General features: G+C 72.5%; 12 protein-coding genes and 1 pseudogene. 10 read left to right on the forward strand and 3 right to left on the reverse strand.

The features are described 5' to 3' along the window. Positions 1-142: 142 nt before the first annotated feature. Positions 143-1,336 carry an aromatic amino acid transaminase gene (locus tag ACFYZS_RS26880; protein ID WP_389017592.1) on the reverse strand — a complete coding sequence of 398 codons (1,194 nt, stop codon included), beginning with the start codon at positions 1,334-1,336 and terminating at the stop codon, positions 143-145. After that, a complete protein-coding gene (locus ACFYZS_RS26885) occupies positions 1,329-2,303 on the reverse strand; it encodes a DMT family transporter (protein ID WP_389017595.1) in 975 nt (324 codons plus the stop codon). The genes ACFYZS_RS26880 and ACFYZS_RS26885 overlap by 8 nt, the downstream gene beginning before the upstream one ends. A gap of 138 nt (positions 2,304-2,441) precedes the next feature. Here ACFYZS_RS26885 and ACFYZS_RS26890 point away from each other — a divergent pair, with 138 nt between their 5' ends. From ACFYZS_RS26890 to ACFYZS_RS26915, 6 genes are all read left to right on the forward strand, one after another. Then, positions 2,442-2,900, forward strand: coding sequence for an Lrp/AsnC family transcriptional regulator (locus ACFYZS_RS26890; protein ID WP_386164843.1), 459 nt, complete (start codon positions 2,442-2,444; stop codon positions 2,898-2,900). A gap of 425 nt (positions 2,901-3,325) precedes the next feature. After that, positions 3,326-4,834, forward strand: a complete 1,509-nt coding sequence (locus tag ACFYZS_RS26895) for an aldehyde dehydrogenase family protein (RefSeq protein ID WP_389017598.1) — start codon at positions 3,326-3,328, stop codon at positions 4,832-4,834. Beyond that, entirely contained in the window at positions 4,831-6,402 is a 1,572-nt protein-coding gene (locus ACFYZS_RS26900; protein WP_389017601.1) for a GMC family oxidoreductase, read from the forward strand. Before ACFYZS_RS26895 ends, ACFYZS_RS26900 begins: the two co-directional genes overlap by 4 nt. Beyond that, positions 6,399-7,508 carry a glycine betaine/L-proline ABC transporter ATP-binding protein gene (locus ACFYZS_RS26905; RefSeq protein WP_389017604.1) on the forward strand — a complete coding sequence of 370 codons (1,110 nt, stop codon included), beginning with the start codon at positions 6,399-6,401 and terminating at the stop codon, positions 7,506-7,508. Before ACFYZS_RS26900 ends, ACFYZS_RS26905 begins: the two co-directional genes overlap by 4 nt. Continuing rightward, positions 7,508-9,478 carry an ABC transporter permease gene (locus tag ACFYZS_RS26910; protein ID WP_389017606.1) on the forward strand — a complete coding sequence of 657 codons (1,971 nt, stop codon included), beginning with the start codon at positions 7,508-7,510 and terminating at the stop codon, positions 9,476-9,478. The genes ACFYZS_RS26905 and ACFYZS_RS26910 overlap by 1 nt, the downstream gene beginning before the upstream one ends. Position 9,479: 1 nt before the next feature. Then, complete coding sequence (locus ACFYZS_RS26915; RefSeq protein WP_389017609.1) at positions 9,480-10,460, forward strand: ABC transporter substrate-binding protein; 981 nt, start codon at positions 9,480-9,482, stop codon at positions 10,458-10,460. A 117-nt stretch (positions 10,461-10,577) separates the two neighbouring features. On the opposite strand, the pseudogene ACFYZS_RS26920 reads toward ACFYZS_RS26915, so the two are convergent. Then, positions 10,578-11,023: pseudogene (locus ACFYZS_RS26920) on the reverse strand (pyrroline-5-carboxylate reductase family protein); the annotation flags it as partial. 415 nt (positions 11,024-11,438) lie between these two features. Between ACFYZS_RS26920 and ACFYZS_RS26925 the strand changes: the two are divergent. The 4 genes from ACFYZS_RS26925 (at position 11,439) to ACFYZS_RS26940 (ending at position 16,083) form a co-directional block, all read left to right on the forward strand. Next, complete coding sequence (locus ACFYZS_RS26925) at positions 11,439-12,452, forward strand: pyridoxal-phosphate dependent enzyme (protein WP_389017612.1); 1,014 nt, start codon at positions 11,439-11,441, stop codon at positions 12,450-12,452. Positions 12,453-12,513: 61 nt separating this feature from the next. Next, the gene (locus tag ACFYZS_RS26930; protein WP_389017615.1) at positions 12,514-13,713 is read left to right on the forward strand and encodes an acetyl-CoA carboxylase biotin carboxylase subunit family protein; all 1,200 of its coding nucleotides are present in this window, start codon (positions 12,514-12,516) and stop codon (positions 13,711-13,713) included. Further along, on the forward strand, positions 13,710-14,906 hold the full coding sequence (locus tag ACFYZS_RS26935; protein ID WP_389017618.1) for an MFS transporter: 1,197 nt from the start codon (positions 13,710-13,712) through the stop codon (positions 14,904-14,906). The genes ACFYZS_RS26930 and ACFYZS_RS26935 overlap by 4 nt, the downstream gene beginning before the upstream one ends. Further along, on the forward strand, positions 14,899-16,083 hold the full coding sequence (locus ACFYZS_RS26940; RefSeq protein WP_389017621.1) for an ATP-grasp domain-containing protein: 1,185 nt from the start codon (positions 14,899-14,901) through the stop codon (positions 16,081-16,083). Before ACFYZS_RS26935 ends, ACFYZS_RS26940 begins: the two co-directional genes overlap by 8 nt. The last annotated feature ends 30 nt before the right edge of the window (positions 16,084-16,113 follow it).

Raw genomic sequence — 16,113 nt, forward strand, 5'->3', positions numbered from 1 at the left:
TTGTCATGTTCCGCGCAGGCAGTGTGACGAGAATGGCTACCGGCGGTAACAGAGTCAAGAGTCCGGGACGAATGACCTGATGGATTGTCAGTTGTGTGGCGAGGAGGCCCGCCCGGGGGAGTGCCGCGGGCGGGCCCCTTCGCTACTCGGCGCCCTCGTCGAGCACGGCGGCGATCCCCTGTGCGAGGCAGGGGATCCGGTGCGCCGGGATCCCCGCGATGTTGATCCGCCCGGCCGTCGTCCCGTAGATGGCGAACCGGCTGCGCAGCCGCAGCATCTGACGCGCAGTGAGCGGCAGCATCGAGAACATCCCCTTCTGCCGCGCCAGTACATCGGCCTGCGCGTCCCACCCGAGCGCGGTCAGCTCGGCGGTCAGCCCGCGCCGGTTGTCCTCGATGCGGGCCCGCATCCCGTCCAGCTCGGCGCGCCACAGCGCCCGCAGCCCGTCGTCCTCGAGGATCGCCGTCACCACCGCGGCGCCGTGCTCCGGGGGCATCGAGTAGAGGGTGCGGGCCGCGTTCTGCAGGGCCGTCTCCACGTGCCGCAGCGACTGCCGCGAGGTGCCGAGCACGACGGCGCAGCCCGTCCGGTCGCTGTAGAGCCCGAAGTTCTTCGAGCAGGAGATGGCGACGAGCATCTCCGGCACCCGCTCCGCGAGCAGCCGGGTGGCCGCGAGGTCGGCTTCCAGGCCGTCGCCGAGCCCGTGGTACGCGAGGTCCACGAAGGGCACCCAGCCGTGCTCCGCGGCGAGGTCGGCGAGAGCCTCCCAGGCCTGCGCGGACGGGTCGACCCCGGTCGGGTTGTGGCAGCAGCCCTGGAGCAGGACCACGTCCTCGCGGCGCGCCCCGCCGAGGTCGCGCAGCATCCCCGCCGTGTCGAAGCGCCCCTCGGCGTCCAGCCAGCCGTACGTCCGCACGGTCAGCCCGGCGGCTTCCAGGATGGGCCGGTGGTTGACGTACGCGGGGTCGCTGATCCACACCGTCGTGCCCGGCCGGGTCCGGCAGATCAGGTCGGCCAGCAGCCGCAGCGCGCCGCTGCCCGCGACGGTCTGGACGGCCACCGCCCGCTCGGCCGCGTCGCCGGAGCCCAGCACCAGGGAGAGCATCGCCCGGTTGAAGGCCGTGTTCCCGGAGAGCCCCCGGTACTCCTTGGAGGCGGAGCGTTCCGCCAGCCGTATCTCGGCCTCGCGCACCGCCGCCATGACCGGGGTGCCGCCCGTCTGGTCGCGGTAGACGCCGAGGACGAGGTTCAGGCGCTCGGGCCGGGCGTCGGCGCCGTACGCCTCGGTGAGGTCCCACAGCGGGTCGACGGGCGGCGGGAGGAGGAGCTCAAGCATGGTCGGGAACCTCGGGCTGCTGGGTACGGGCGGTGGTGCGCGGGCGCCGGTTGGCGAGGGCGACGCCCGCGGTGATGAGGGGGACGCCGACGAGCACGGCGGCGGTCGGCGACTCGCCGAGCAGAGGGATGGCGAGCAGGACCACGGCGACCGGGCTGAGGCTGCCGACGGTGGAGCTGCGCTCCGCGCCGAGGCTGCGGATGGCGTAGGCGTACAGCAGGCCGGCGCACAGGCCGACCCCGAGCCCCTGCACCACCAGGAACAGCGCGATGTCGCCGCCGGCGGCCGAGGCCAGGCCGGTGGGCAGCACCCCGGTCAGGACCAGGAGCGCCATCACCGCGAAGGAGGGCAGGCACAGCAGGCCGATGGACCCGACGGGATCGAGGTCCACCTCCTTCAGTCCGACCGTGTACAGGGCCCACAGTCCGCTCGCGACGAGCAGGATCCCGGCGCCGGCCAGCACCTGCGTGTTCAGCGGGACGACGTGGCGCCAGACCAGGGCGACCACGCCGACCGCGATCAGCGCCAGCCCGACCGCCTGCGTACCCCGGGGCAGGCCCTTGCCGGCGGCGACCATCAGCGCGGAGACGAAGAGCGGGACCATCCCGGGGACGATCGAGCCGACGAAGGCCGCCGACGTCAGGGAGCCGCCGTACATCGCGGCCAGGAAGAACGGCACCCCGGCCCCGCAGGCGATCTTGAGCGCGGTGGTCGGGCGGACGGCGGCGATCCGGCGGCGCCGGCGCCACAGCGCGGGTGCCAGGACGAGGAGCGGGACGCCGAAGCGCAGCAGGGCCGCGTCGGCGGGCAGCAGGGTGGAGGAGCTCAGGGCCCGGGCGCTGAGGGCGAAGGCGGCCCAGATCAGCACGGTCACGACCAGGGCCGCGGTGCCCTTCGCCCGGGGCGAGAGCCGTGGGCGGGCGGCCGCCGGCAGCGCCGTCGCGGGTCCGGCATTCGTGGTGACCAAGGGGGCTCCTCCAGCCTCGGGGGCCGGATCCGGCCATGGAGCAACGCTAGGTCTTTTGCCGGGGCAGCCGATTGCCAGTTCTGCCTTCCGGACATACGTTTGAGGCAGAATCTGCCAAGGAGGAGCCGAGGAGGGGCGATGGACGCAGTCGATCTGCAGATCATCCGCGAATTGCAGGCCGACGGGCGGCTCTCCAACCAGGACCTCGCCGACCGGGTCCGGCTGTCCCCCTCGCCCTGCCTGCGGCGGGTGCGGCGCCTGGAGGAGGCCGGTCTGATCCGCGGGTACACGGCCATGGTCGACCAGGTCGCCTTCGGTCTGCCGATCACGGTCTTCGTCCGGATCCGCCTGGACCGCCACACGAAGGAGGCGGTCGGGGTCTTCGAGGGGCACGTCGCGCTCATCGAGCACATCCAGGACTGCTACCTGATGGCCGGAAGCAGCGACTACCTGCTCCGGGTGGTCATCGAGAGCCTGGAGGCGTACGAATCGCTCGTCCGCAACCGGATCCACGCCATCCCCGGCATCGCGTCGATCGAGTCGAGCTTCGCCTTCGGCAGCGTGAAGCAGTCACGGGTCTACCCCGCCCCCATGTGACGAGGGCGACCGCCCTCCCGCCCGCGGCCCCTCCCAACCGACCGCCCGTACAGGGCGCTTGCCCGCGGCCGCCGCGAACCGGCCCGGGGCGGGCGCGGCGTGGGGGGGGCGCCCCGGGGTCCGGATCGGATCCCGCCTCGAACGGCCGCGCATGGTCCGGCCGTTGCCCGCGTGCGTGGCCATTTCGCGCCGGTGGGGCCGGACATCCGCCCCTACCCTGCGTGACGTTGTGCGACAGTCGTGGGCCTCTGTGAATCCCCCATCCTGCAACCTGCGTTACATGTCCGGATTTGCCCCGGCTTCGGGAGTGAACAAGAACACTCTCCGCAAGGCATTGCGCATGGAAGTCCGGAGCCGGGGCAACCGGCGGGTTCGTGTCGGTACCACCGGCAGGGGGATCCAGAGGACGAAAGGCACAACGCAACGTGACCGCAGCACAACAGAGCATCCACGTGGGCGGAGAGTGGCGCGCGGCCCTCTCCGGCGCCACCCGCGAGATCATCGACCCCGTCGACGCGAGCGCGTTCGCGGTCGTCGCGGAGGGCGGCGTCCAGGACACCGACGAAGCCGTCGCCGCGGCGCGGGCCGCGTTCGACGACGGTGCATGGCCGCGTACGCCGGTCGCCGAGCGGGCCGCCCTGCTGAGGCGCGTCGCGGACCTCCTGGAGCGCGATCGCGAGCGGATCGGCGCCATGGAGAGCCAGGACGCTGGCAAGACGCTGGAAGAGGGCCGCGTCGACGTCGACTGCGTCCGCGACGCCTTCCGCTACTTCGCCGACCTCGTGGCGAACGAGGACGGCGCACGGGTCGTCGACGCCGGTTCGGACGAGATCCGCAGTGTCGTCGTGCACGAGCCGGTCGGGGTCTGCGCCCTGATCACGCCGTGGAACTATCCGCTGCTCCAGGCCAGCTGGAAGATCGCTCCCGCTCTCGCCGCCGGCAACACCTTCGTGATCAAGCCCAGCGAGATCACCCCGCTGACCACCGTCGCACTGATCGAACTGCTCCTGGAGGCCGGACTTCCGCTCGGCGCGGCCAACATCGTCACCGGTCCCGGCGGCACGGTCGGCGCCCGGCTCGCCGAACACCCCGATGTCGACCTGATCTCGTTCACGGGCGGTCTCGTCAGCGGCACGAAGGTGGCCAGGGCGGCTGCCGACAGCGTGAAGAAGGTCGCCCTCGAACTGGGCGGCAAGAACCCCAACGTGGTGTTCGCCGACGCCTGTTCGACGCCCGACGCCTTCGACACGGCCGTCGACCAGGCGCTCAACGCCGCCTTCATCCACAGCGGCCAGGTCTGCTCCGCCGGCTCCCGCCTCATCGTCGAGGAGCCGCTGCGCGATCGTTTCGTCGCCGAGCTCGCCCGCCGGGCCGAGCAGATCCGGCTGGGGCGCGGCACCGACGAGGGCGTCGAATGCGGCCCGCTGGTCTCCGCGGCCCAGCTGGCCCGGACCGAGGAGTACGTGGCCTCCGCCCTCGCCGAGGGCGCGGTCCTGCGCGCCGGCGGCGAGAAGCCGGCCGGTCCCGGCTACTTCTTCCGGCCCACGGTCCTGGACCGCTGCCACCGCGGCATGCGCGTCGTCCGCGAGGAGGTCTTCGGCCCCGTCCTCACCGTGGAGACCTTCCGCACCGAGGAGGAGGCCGTCGCCCTCGCCAACGACACCGAGTACGGCCTCGCCGGAGCGGTGTGGACCTCCGACGGGGACCGTGCCCGGCGGGTCGCGGCCGCGCTGCGCCACGGCACCGTCTGGATCAACGACTTCCACCCCTACCTCCCGCAGGCGGAGTGGGGCGGCTTCGGGAAGTCCGGCATCGGCCGCGAACTGGGCCCCGGCGGCCTCGGCGAGTACCGCGAGGCCAAGCACATCTACCAGAACCTCGCCCCGCGCCCCGTGCGCTGGTTCGCGGGCGCGGCGCAGAAGGACCAGGCATGAACGACCGCACGAACGACCGCACGAACGCCTCCGTGAGCGCCTCCGTGAACGACCGGCACGTGTACGACTACGTCGTCGTCGGCGGCGGCACCGCCGGCTCGGTGATCGCCTCCCGGCTGACCGAGGACCCGGACGTCAGCGTCGCCGTCATCGAGGGCGGCCCCAGCGACGTCGGCCGCGACGAGGTCCTCACCCTGCGCCGGTGGATGGGCCTGCTCGGAGGCGAGCTGGACTACGACTACCCCACCACCGAGCAGCCCCGGGGCAACTCGTACATCCGGCACAGCCGTGCGCGGGTGCTGGGCGGCTGTTCCTCGCACAACACCCTCATCGCGTTCAAGCCGCTGCCCTCCGACTGGGACGAGTGGGCGCGGGCCGGCGCCGAGGGGTGGGACGCGGCGTCCATGGACCCGTACTTCGCCCGGCTGCGCAACAACATCGTCCCCGTCGACGAGGCCGACCGCAACGCGATCGCCCGGGACTTCGTCGACGCCGCGCAGGCCGCGCTCGGCGTACCGCGCGTCGAGGGCTTCAACAAGGCGCCCTTCCACGAGGGCGCGGGCTTCTTCGACCTCGCCTACCACCCGGAGAACAACAAGCGGTCCTCCGCCTCCGTCGCCTATCTGCACCCGTTCCTGGACCGGCCCAACCTGCACATCGCCCTGGAGACCTGGGCGTTCCGGCTGGAGCTGGAGGGCACCCGCGCCACCGGCGTGCACGTCCGCACAAAGGAGGGCGCGGAGCACGTCGTACGCGCCCGGCGCGAGGTCCTGGTGTGCGCCGGGGCCGTGGACACCCCGCGCCTGCTGCTGCACTCGGGCATCGGACCGCGCGCCGACCTGGAGAAGCTCGGCATTCCCGTGGTGCACGACCTGCCGGGCGTCGGCGAGAACCTGCTCGACCACCCCGAGTCGGTCATCGTGTGGGAGACGCACGGCCCCATCCCGGAGAACTCCGCGATGGACTCCGACGCGGGACTCTTCGTCCGACGGGACCCCGGGGCCGAGGGTCCGGACCTGATGTTCCACTTCTACCAGATCCCCTTCACCGACAACCCCGAGCGCATCGGCTACGAACGGCCCGCGCACGGAGTGTCGATGACCCCCAACATCCCCAAGCCGCGCAGCCGCGGCCGGCTCTACCTGACGAGCGCCGATCCCGAGGACAAGCCCGCGCTGGACTTCCGGTACTTCACCGACGAGGACGACTACGACGGCCGGACCCTCGTCGACGGCATCCGCATCGCCCGGAAGATCGCCGAGAGCGAGCCGCTGGCCGGCTGGCTGAAGCGCGAGGTGTGCCCCGGTCCCGAGGTGACCTCCGACGAGGAGCTCAGCGCGTACGCGCGCCACGTCGCGCACACCGTCTACCACCCCGCCGGCACCTGCCGGATGGGGTCCGAGGGCGACGAACTCGCCGTCGTCGCACCCGACCTGCGGATCCGGGGCCTCGACGGCATCCGGATCGCCGACGCGTCCGTATTCCCCACCATGACCGCCGTGAACCCGATGATCGGCGTCCTCATGGTCGGCGAGAAGTGCGCCGACCTGCTGGGAGGCACCCGATGAAAACGCCGACAACGCCGAAAACGCCGACGACGCCGCACACCGCCCCGCCGCAGACGCCCGCGGAAGCCGTGTTCTCCGTACGCGACCTGTGGAAGGTCTTCGGGCCGAAGGCCGACCGCGTGCCCGCTGACAAGGAACTCGCCTCCCTCGGCCCCGCCGAGCTGCGCGAGCGGACCGGCTGCACCGCCGCCGTCCGCGGCGTCTCCTTCGACGTCCGCAAGGGCGAGGTCTTCGTCGTCATGGGACTGTCGGGCTCGGGCAAGTCGACGCTCGTACGCTGCCTGACCCGGCTCATCGAACCGACCTCGGGCACGATCTCCATCGACGGGGAGGACGTGCTGTCCATGGACACCGGCCGGCTCCGCGAGCTGCGCCGGCACCGGGCGGCGATGGTCTTCCAGCACTTCGGGCTGCTGCCGCACCGCACGGTGCTCGACAACATCGCCTACGGACTGGAGATCCAGGGCGTGGGACGCGCCGAACGGCGCGAGCGCGCGGCGGAGTTCGCCGCCAAGGTCGGATTGGACGGCCTGGAGCAGCGCAGGCCGAGCCAGCTGTCCGGCGGCCAGCAGCAGCGCGTGGGCCTGGCCCGCGCACTCGCCGTGGACCCCGAAGTCCTGTTGTTCGACGAGCCGTTCAGTGCGCTCGACCCGCTCATCCGGCGGGACATGCAGGAGGAGGTCGTGCGCCTGCACCGCGAGGAGGGACGCACGATGGTCTTCATCACGCACGACCTGAGCGAGGCGCTCAAGCTCGGCGACCGCATCGCGCTGATGCGGGGCGGCCGGATCGTGCAGATCGGCACGCCGGAGGAGATCGTGGGCGCCCCCGCCGACGACTACGTCAGGGACTTCGTCCGGGACGTGCCGCGCGAGCAGGTGCTGACCGTCCGATCCGCGATGCGCCCCGCCCTCGCCGGGGAGCGCGAGGCCGGTCCCGCGCTCGACCCCGGTGCCACCGTCCACGAGGCCATCGAGGCCGTCGCCCGTACCGGCGAGAACGCGCGGGTCGTCGAGGACGGCCGCTGCCTCGGTGTGGTCGACCACGCGGGACTCCTGGGCGTCGTCGCCGGGATACCGGTCGCGACGGGGAAGGCGGTGGCCTGATGTATGCCCATACGACCTGGCCGCCGCCGGGCGGCACGACCGCCGGCGACGCCCGGCCCGGTGTGCTGCGCATGCTCACCCGCCACCGCGGCCGGCTCATCGGCGTCGGCGCGGCCCTCGCACTCGTCCTCGGTTCCGTTCTCCTGGGCGGCGGCAGCTGGCCCGCCCCGCTCGCCGTCGACCTGTCCGGGCCGCTCGACCGCACCAGCGACTGGATCATCGACAACCGGGACGGCCACCCGCTGTTCCTCTACTTCCTCGGCCACGTCAGCAACCTCGTCGTCGTGTCCGTCCGCGCGGTGTACCTGCTGCTGCTCGCCCTCGGCTGGGCCGGCGTCACCGCCGCCGCCGGACTGGTGGCCTGGCGGGTCGCCGGGGTGCGCCTCGCGCTGACCTCCGTCGCCGCCTTCGCGGTGTGCGGACTGCTCGGCATGTGGGTGCCCACCCTGCAGACGCTCGCCCTGATGGCGGTCGCCGTCGCCGCGTCCGTACTGCTCGGAGGCCTCCTCGGGCTGGCCGCGGGCCTGTCGGACCGCATGCACCGGATCCTGCGGCCCGTGCTGGACACCATGCAGGTGCTGCCGGCCTTCGCGTACCTCCTGCCCGTCGTCCTGGTCTTCGGCATCGGCGTGCCCGCCGCCGTCCTCGCCACCGTCGTCTACGCGGCTCCGCCCATGGCCCGCCTGACCGCACTCGGGCTGCGCGGCGCGGACGCCGGAGTCGTGGAGGCGGCCACCTCCCTCGGCGCCACCGGGAGGCAGCGGCTGCTGACCGCCCGGCTGCCGCTGGCCCGCAAGGAACTGCTGCTCGGCCTCAACCAGTCGATCATGATGGCGCTGGGCATGGCCGTGATCGCGTCCGTCATCGGCGCGGGCGGCCTCGGCGACCGCGTCTACCAGGCGCTGGCCTCCGTCGACGTGGGCGCCGCGCTCGCCGCCGGCGTGCCGATCGTGCTGCTCGCCATCGTGCTGGACCGGGTCACCGCCGCGGCCGGGGAGCGGATCGGCGCGGCCGGGGCCGGCCGGACCCGGCTCGGCTGGGCCGTGGCGGCCGCGGTGACCGCCGCCGTCGCCGTCGGCGGACGCCTCGCCGACCGGCTTTCGTGGCCCGACGGGTGGACGGTGGACACCGCCGAACCCGTCAACCGGGCGGTCGACTGGATGACCGCCCACCTCTACTCCGGCGTGCCCCTCGTCGGCGGCACCGCCGACTGGGCGGCCCGGTTCACCACGTGGGTCCTCAACCCCCTGCGCGACGGCCTGCAGTGGCTGCCCTGGTGGGCGGTCCTGCTGACCGTCGGAGTCCTCGCGCTGCTCATCGGCACCTGGCGCACCGCCGCGACGGCCGTCCTCGCCATGGCCGCGATCGGCGTGCTCGGCGTCTGGGACCCGGCGCTCGACACGCTGTCCCAGGTCCTGGCCGCCGTCGCCGTGACCCTGCTGCTCGGCGTCGCCCTCGGGGTCGCCGCGGCCCGCAGCACCCGGCTGGCCCGGGCGCTGCGTCCGGTCCTCGACGTCTTCCAGACGATGCCGCAGTTCGTGTACCTCATCCCCGTGGTCGCCCTGTTCGGCGTCGGCCGCGCCCCGGCGGTCGCCGCCGCCGTGGTCTACGCGCTGCCCGCCGTGGTGCGGATCACGACCCAGGGCATGCTCTCGGTGGACCCGGCCGCGCTGGAGTCCTCGCGCTCGCTGGGCGCGACCGGGCGGCAGCAGCTGTTCCAGGTCCAGCTGCCGCTGGCCCGGCCCGCGCTGCTGCTGGCCGTCAACCAGGGCGTGGTGCTGGTTCTCGCCGTGGTCGTCATCGGCGGCCTCGTGGGCGGCGGGGCGCTCGGCTACGACGCGGTCTTCGGTCTCGCCCAGGGCGACCTGGCGACCGGTCTGGTCGCCGGTGCGGCGATCGTCTGCCTCGGCCTGATGCTCGACCGCGTCACCCAGCCGACGGACCGCGACCTCGCCGGAAAGGGGGCCTGACATGGCCCGCACCCGTTCCACCGCACCTCGTACCCGCTCCATCGCCCTCGCGGCCGCCGTCGCCCTGACCGCCCTCACGGGCTGCGGCGCCGCCGACATGACCCGCCAGGCCTCCCCGTACGCCGACGCGAAGGACTCCCGGACGGTGACGCTGTCCGTGCAGTCGTGGGTGGGCGCGCAGGCCAACGTGGCCGTCGCCCAGTACCTGCTGCAGCACGAGCTCGGCTACCGGGTGGACACCGTCCAGATCGACGAGGTACCCGCGTGGGACGCGCTCAGCCAGGGCCGGGTGGACGCCATCATGGAGGACTGGGGCCACCCCGAGCAGGAGAAGCGGTACGTCGAGGACAAGGCGACGATCAAGCGCGGCGGCGATCTCGGAGTGACCGGCCACATCGGCTGGTTCGTGCCGACGTACTTCGCCGAGCAGCACCCGGACGTCACCGACTGGAAGAACCTGAACAAGTACGCCGAGGACTTCCGTACGGCGGAGAGCGGCGGCAAGGGCCAGCTGCTCGACGGCTCCCCGTCGTACGTGACGAACGACAAGGCGCTCGTGAAGAACCTGGACCTGGACTACCAGGTGGTGTTCGCGGGCTCCGAGGCGGCGCAGATCACGCAGATCAAGCAGTTCGCCAAGGAGAAGAAGCCCTTCCTGAGCTACTGGTACAAGCCCCAGTGGCTGTTCGAGAAGGTCCCGATGACGGAGGTGGAGCTGCCCGCCCACCAGGAGGGCTGTGACGCCGACGCGCAGAAGGTGGCCTGCGCCTACCCGCACACCCCGCTGCAGAAGTTCCTCAACGCCCGCTTCGCGGACGGCGGAGGTGACGCGGCCGCCTTCCTGAAGAAGTTCCGCTGGACGACCGCGATGCAGAACGAGGTCTCCCTGATGATCGCGGAGGAGAAGCTGGCGCCGCAGGAGGCGGCGGCCCGCTGGGTGAAGGAGAACGAGGCCACCTGGAAGGCGTGGCTCCCGTCCTGACGCCGCCCCGGCCCGCCCGTACGAGGCGGCCGGCTCGACGCTCCCTTCGCGTGCGGCCTCCAGGGGGTGTCCGCACAGTCCCGCCTGCCCCGCGGGAGCGCCCTGCGGGCGCACGGCGCTACGTCGCGGACACCCCCTCAGGGCCGCCATCAGCGCGGCCCGTACGCCGTGCCGTTCCGGCTCCCGCACTGCGCCGATGGTGGTGCCCGCCGGTGAGGTGGCCGCCTCGCGGAGCTCGACCGGGTGCGTGCCGGAGTCGCGCAGCATGACCGAGGCGCCCGCGGAGCCGCGTACGACGAGCTCGCGGGCCTTGTCCCTCGAAAGCCCCGGCAGGACGCCCGCGTCGGTCATCGCCTCGACGCGGAAGTAGAAGCAGGCGGGTCCCGAGCCCGAGAGGGCGGTCATCCCTCGTCGACCCGCACCGCCGTGTTGGGCATCGCCCGGACCACCGCGACGCCGTCCGGGACCCGCCGCTCGAAGAAGGCCGTGGTCAGTCCGGCCGCCACGCTGATCAGCAGGGCCCCGGGGGGCGATCGCGGGGCGATCTCCTCCAGCGGCGCGCCCGGCGGCCGACGCCGCCGTCCCGAGCCCGTCTCCGCGTACGCGTGCGGTGCGAACAGGGCCACGTCCTGCGCGCCGACGGTGGAAGTACGTTCCCCCCTCCCCGCGCCCGCCGGCGCCCGCGCGGAACCGACCTTGACCACGATCCGGTGGGCCCCGGCCACGTCCGCACGCTCGATGCGCGGGTCGTCCGGCGCGGCTTCGGGCGTCACGGGAGCCCTCCTCGGGGCGGTCCGGGTACGGCTGCGGGGTTCCGATTCAGCCATGGTCCGTTCCCGTTTCGTTCCCGGCCGACGGGAATGGTTCGGGACCGATCCGGTAGCCATCGGACTCAACTTTGCGGGGCATCAGTAGGCCCGCAGCCCAGAAATGCAGAGGGGAGCACGGAGCACGGTGTACTCGTCATTCACTGAGAAAATGTCCCAACCGGATCTGATAGATCTCGGCGACGGAATTTATGTCCTCCGGTTCGAGGTCATGAAGGTGACCTCGGTCTACCGGGCGGTCAAGGACCTGCTCGCGCGCGGGGTGATCCGGCACGGGCAGACCCTCGTCGACAGCTCCAGTGGCATCTACGGCCACGCCCTCGCCCTGGTCTGCCGCGAGCTGGGGCTCAAGTGCCACGTCTTCGCCTCCGTCGCGGTCGACGACGGCATCAAGACCCAGCTCAAGTACCTCGGTGCCACCTACGACCAGGTCTCCGGCGGCGGGGCCAACCTCCAGCACGACCAGGAGGCGCGCGTCCGGCTCGTCCACGCGTACCTGCGGCGCAACCCGGACGCGTACTGGATGCAGCAGTACCACGACGACGTGCACTACGCCGGCTACGAACACGTGGCGGAGCTGCTCCTCAAGGAGCTGGGCTGGGCCGAGATGAGCCTGGTCGGCGGCGTCGGCACCGGCGCCTCCACCAGCGCGATGAGCCGCTACCTGCGCGAGTCCTGCCCCAACGTCCGGGTGGCCGGCATCCAGCCGTTCGGCAGCCGCTCCTTCGGCTCCGAGAACTTCCCGCTCGACGGGTTCATCATCGCGGGCATCGGCAGCGGCATCCGCTTCGACAACATCGACTACAGCGCCTACGACGACATCCACTGGGTCGACTTCGACGTGTCGGCCGCGGGCTGCCGCCACCTGCTCTCCACCACGGGCGTCTTCGCCGGGCTGTCCGCCGGAGCCGGCTGGCAGGCCGCCCGGTACATCCGCTCGACCGAGCCCTCGGGCGGCCCCGTCGTCTTCATGGCCGCCGACCCCGGACACCGCTACATCAAGCAGGTCTTCCCGCCCGACGGCCCGCTCGTCGAGGACCCCGAATACCGGCCGGTGGTCATTTCCGCACTGGAGGAGATGACCGGACCCTGGTGCACGATGCATTGGGGCCGAAGGCCGTACAGCGTCCAGGACGACCTGCCGCTGCTCGCCCTGCAGGGCTGAATGCCCGCACGGTCGACCTGGATCGCCGAATTCCACCGCAGAAGAATCAGAGGCCGCACCCATGACCGATGTCGCCATCATCAATTATGGCGCCCAACACGACTATCCGGCCATGCTCCACGAGCTGGCGGACGGGCTCCACGTCTTCAGCCACAACCCGCTCGCGCACATCGCGGGGCTCGGCTCCTACGAACACGTCGAGGACTGCGAGTTCGTCCCCTACGCCGAACTGCGGATCCGGGAGCTGGCGCGGACCCGGCGCTTCGCGCACGTCATCACGGACAACGAGTACGACCTCGAACGGGCCGCGCGCATCCGGGAGGACCTCGGCATCCCCGGCCAGTCGGCGCGCAGCGCACGGCAGTTCCGCGACAAGGTCGTCATGAAGCAGACCGCCGGCCGCACGGTGGCCACTCCGCGCCACGCCCGGCTGAAGACGATCGTCGACCTCACCCGGTTCATCGCGGAGAACGACTACCCGGTCGTCGTGAAGCCGGTGAGCCAGGGCGGCTCGCGCGACATCGTGGTGCTGCGCGAGGAGGGCGACCTCATGGCGTTCAGCCGTCGCCACTGGCGCGAGGACCTCATGGTCGAGGACTTCGTCGACGGCGAGATCTACCACGTCGACGCGATCCTGGCACCCGGCTACCGCTTCGTGGCCTCCTCCCGGTACCTGCGGGACTGCCTCGGCGTCCTCTCGGGCCGGAACAACGGCTCGCTCCAGCTCGACCCGAGCGGCAAACTCGCCCGGCGACTGGAGGAGTTCCTCGACCGGGTCCTCGAGGCCTTCGACACCCCGGAAGTCGGCGCCTACCACCTCGAGGTGTTCCGCACGCCCGAGGACGAGTTCGTGCTGTGCGAGATCGCCTCGCGCGTCGGCGGCTCCCGCATCCCCGCCCTCACCCGCCTGACCTACGGCCTGGACCTGCACACCACCTGGCTGCGGCTGTCCTGCGGTCTGCCCGTGGACCCCGCGCCGACCGCCCCGCCGGCCGAACTCCGCGGCTCCATCGGCATCGTGCCCCAGGGCCGCCCGGTGCGCGCACCGCGGGCCCTGCCGTTCGACTGGGTCGAGCACTACCAGGTCAACGAGCAGCTCGCGCCCGGCGCCGTGGCGCAGAACAGCACCTCCAACCTCTGCTTCGCCCTGGTCCGCGGAGCCGACACCGCGGAGGTGGAGCAGCGCCTGCTCCAGGTCGAGGAGTGGATCCTGGGCAACCTGACCGAGGCCGACGAACCCGCCCGGCTCCCCGCGCCGTGAACGCCTGGCGAGAGGCGTCCCCCACAGCGCGCCTCCTGCTGGTGGCGGTGCTCTTCACCGGCCTGACCACCTTCATGTTCCTGCCCCTGCTGGCCATCGAACTGACGGCGCAGGGCATACCGGCGGGCCGCACCGGCTTCCTGGTCGGTCTGCTCGCCTTCTCCGGCCAGGCGTTCTCGCTCCTGACCGGGCTGCTGGTCGACCGGTTCGGCGCCCACCGGGTGATGTCCGCCGGCTTCCTCCTGCGCGTCCTGGGCTACGTACTCCTCGGGATCGGCGGCGCCGGCGCCCAGGCGCCGCTCGTGGCGGGGATCGTGGCCGTCGGGGTCGGCGGCTCGCTGCTGGGCCTGTCGACCAAGACGCTCCTCGTCTCGCAGGAGGGCACCGACCCGCGCACGATGCTCGCGCTGCGCTCGACGTTCGTGAACGTGGGCGTCGTGGCCGGGCCCGCACTGGGCGCCGCGGTGTACCCGCTCGGGTTCGGCTGGATCCTGGCGGCCTGCGTGCTCTCGCACCTCGTCCTCGGCACCCGCCTGGTCCTGCGACGGTCCGTGACGGCCTCCCGGTCACGGCCCGCCGCGGGACGGGCCCCCGCTCCGGCGGCGGACGGTACGCCCGCCGCGCCGTGGACGCTGCGCCAGTGGCTGCCCCTGTGCGGGCTGGGGGTCGCGTACTGGGCGATCTACAGCCAGCTCAACGTCCTGCTCCCGATCACCGCGAACGAGATGACCGGCAGCACCGCCGCGATCTCGGTGGTCTTCACGGCCAACGGTCTGCTCGTCGTGCTGTTCCAGTACACCCTGCTGCGGCACGTGTTCCGCCGCGCCACCGCCCGCACCCTGCTGGTCCTCGGCTTCCTCGCCTTCGCCTGCGCCTACGCCACGCTGATACCGCTCGCCGGGTGGTGGTCGCTGCTCGCCTTCGTGGTGCCGGTCACGCTGGCGGAGATGCTGATCGGCCCCAGCCTCGACGAGCAGGCGGTGAACGCCGCGGCGACCCGCCGCACCGGGCTCGCGCTCGGCGCGATGAGCGCGGCCGGAGCCCTGGGCAGCCTCTTCGGCTCCAGCGCGAGCGGCTATCTGCTGCAGACCGCGCGCGGCGGCGGCGAGGTGTGGCTGGTGCTCGTCGGATCCTCCCTCGCCGCCGCGGTGACCTGTCTCCTCCTACCGAAAGTGCGTACGCGCCATGCCTGAAACACAGCCGACCGTCGTGCTGCTCAATCCCCGCAGCCATGTCCTGGCCGCGGCCCGGAAGCTGGGCGCCGCCACCGTGACCGTCCCCGAACCCGGCAGGCCGCTGCCCGCGGACGGTCCGGGACTGGCCTTCCACTCCCCGTGGACGACCGACCCCGAGGACCTCGTCGAGCGGTTGCGCGCTCTGGACCTGGCCGCTCCCGTCAGCTGCTTCGGCTTCGGCGAACTCGGCTGCTCCGTCGCCGCGCTGGTCAACCGTCACCTCGGCTGGCCCGGCAACCCGCCCGAGGCCATGGAGGCGTTCAAGGACAAGGCGAAGCTGCGATCCGCGGTCGGCGACCGGGCCGGCGCGCCCGTCGCGTACCGGCTCTGCACGCACGAGAACGAGATCCGTGCGGCCGTCGCGGCCATCGGCTACCCCTGCATCGTGAAGCCGGCCGACGGCACCGGCAGCGCCGGGGTGCGCCGCCTCGCGGGACCGCCGGAGCTCGAAAGCCACCTGGCCGCACTGGACTTCACGACCCCCCACATCGTGGAGGAGTTCCTCGTGGGGACCGAGTACAGCGTGGAGGCCATGAGCTCGTCCGCGGGCCACCGGGTCCTCGCGATCACGGAGAAGGCGACCACCGGCGCACCCGGATTCGTCGAGACCGGCCACACGCTGCCCGTACGGCTCGACCCGCAGGACGAGCGGGCCGTCGCCGCACTGGTCACCGCGACCCTGGACGCGGCGGGCTACCGCACGGGCCCCTCGCACACCGAGGTCATGCTCACGGCCAAGGGCCCCCGCCTCATCGAGTCGCACGGCCGCCCCGGCGGCGACCGGCTCAGCGACATGCTGGACCTGGCGCTCGGCGAGGACGTCTTCGAACAGGCCATGGCGGACCTCCTCGGCCTGCCCGTCCCGGACGCCCCCACCCGCGAGCGCGTCGCCGGGATCCGCTACGTCACCTTCGACCGCACGGTGCCGCTCACGATCACGGACGAGGAGATCGCATCGGTCGCCGCCCTCCCCGGGGTCACGGAGGTCAGCGTCGCCGTCCCGCCGGGCGGACTTCCGCCGGAGGTCCGCCGGTCCGGGGACCGGCACGGCTTCGTGGTCGCGTCCGGCGCCGACCGCGAGGAACTGGAGGGCCGACTCGACCTCGCCGTACGCACCCTGACCGCCGGCCGCTGAGCCCCCCGCCGCCGCCCCATCCGCCCCCAC

It is taken from the genome of Streptomyces sp. NPDC001903, from assembly GCF_042891345.1.
GTDB lineage: Bacteria > Actinomycetota > Actinomycetes > Streptomycetales > Streptomycetaceae > Streptomyces.

Coding starts and splice junctions, on each gene's coding strand:
- ACFYZS_RS26880 (WP_389017592.1), bottom strand. CDS start 1,336: ATGCTTGAGCTCCTCCTCCCGCCGCCCGTCGACCCGCTGTGGGACCTC.
- ACFYZS_RS26890 (WP_386164843.1), top strand. CDS start 2,442: ATGGACGCAGTCGATCTGCAGATCATCCGCGAATTGCAGGCCGACGGG.
- ACFYZS_RS26900 (WP_389017601.1), top strand. CDS start 4,831: ATGAACGACCGCACGAACGACCGCACGAACGCCTCCGTGAGCGCCTCC.
- ACFYZS_RS26905 (WP_389017604.1), top strand. CDS start 6,399: ATGAAAACGCCGACAACGCCGAAAACGCCGACGACGCCGCACACCGCC.
- ACFYZS_RS26910 (WP_389017606.1), top strand. CDS start 7,508: ATGTATGCCCATACGACCTGGCCGCCGCCGGGCGGCACGACCGCCGGC.
- ACFYZS_RS26915 (WP_389017609.1), top strand. CDS start 9,480: ATGGCCCGCACCCGTTCCACCGCACCTCGTACCCGCTCCATCGCCCTC.
- ACFYZS_RS26925 (WP_389017612.1), top strand. CDS start 11,439: ATGTCCCAACCGGATCTGATAGATCTCGGCGACGGAATTTATGTCCTC.
- ACFYZS_RS26930 (WP_389017615.1), top strand. CDS start 12,514: ATGACCGATGTCGCCATCATCAATTATGGCGCCCAACACGACTATCCG.
- ACFYZS_RS26940 (WP_389017621.1), top strand. CDS start 14,899: ATGCCTGAAACACAGCCGACCGTCGTGCTGCTCAATCCCCGCAGCCAT.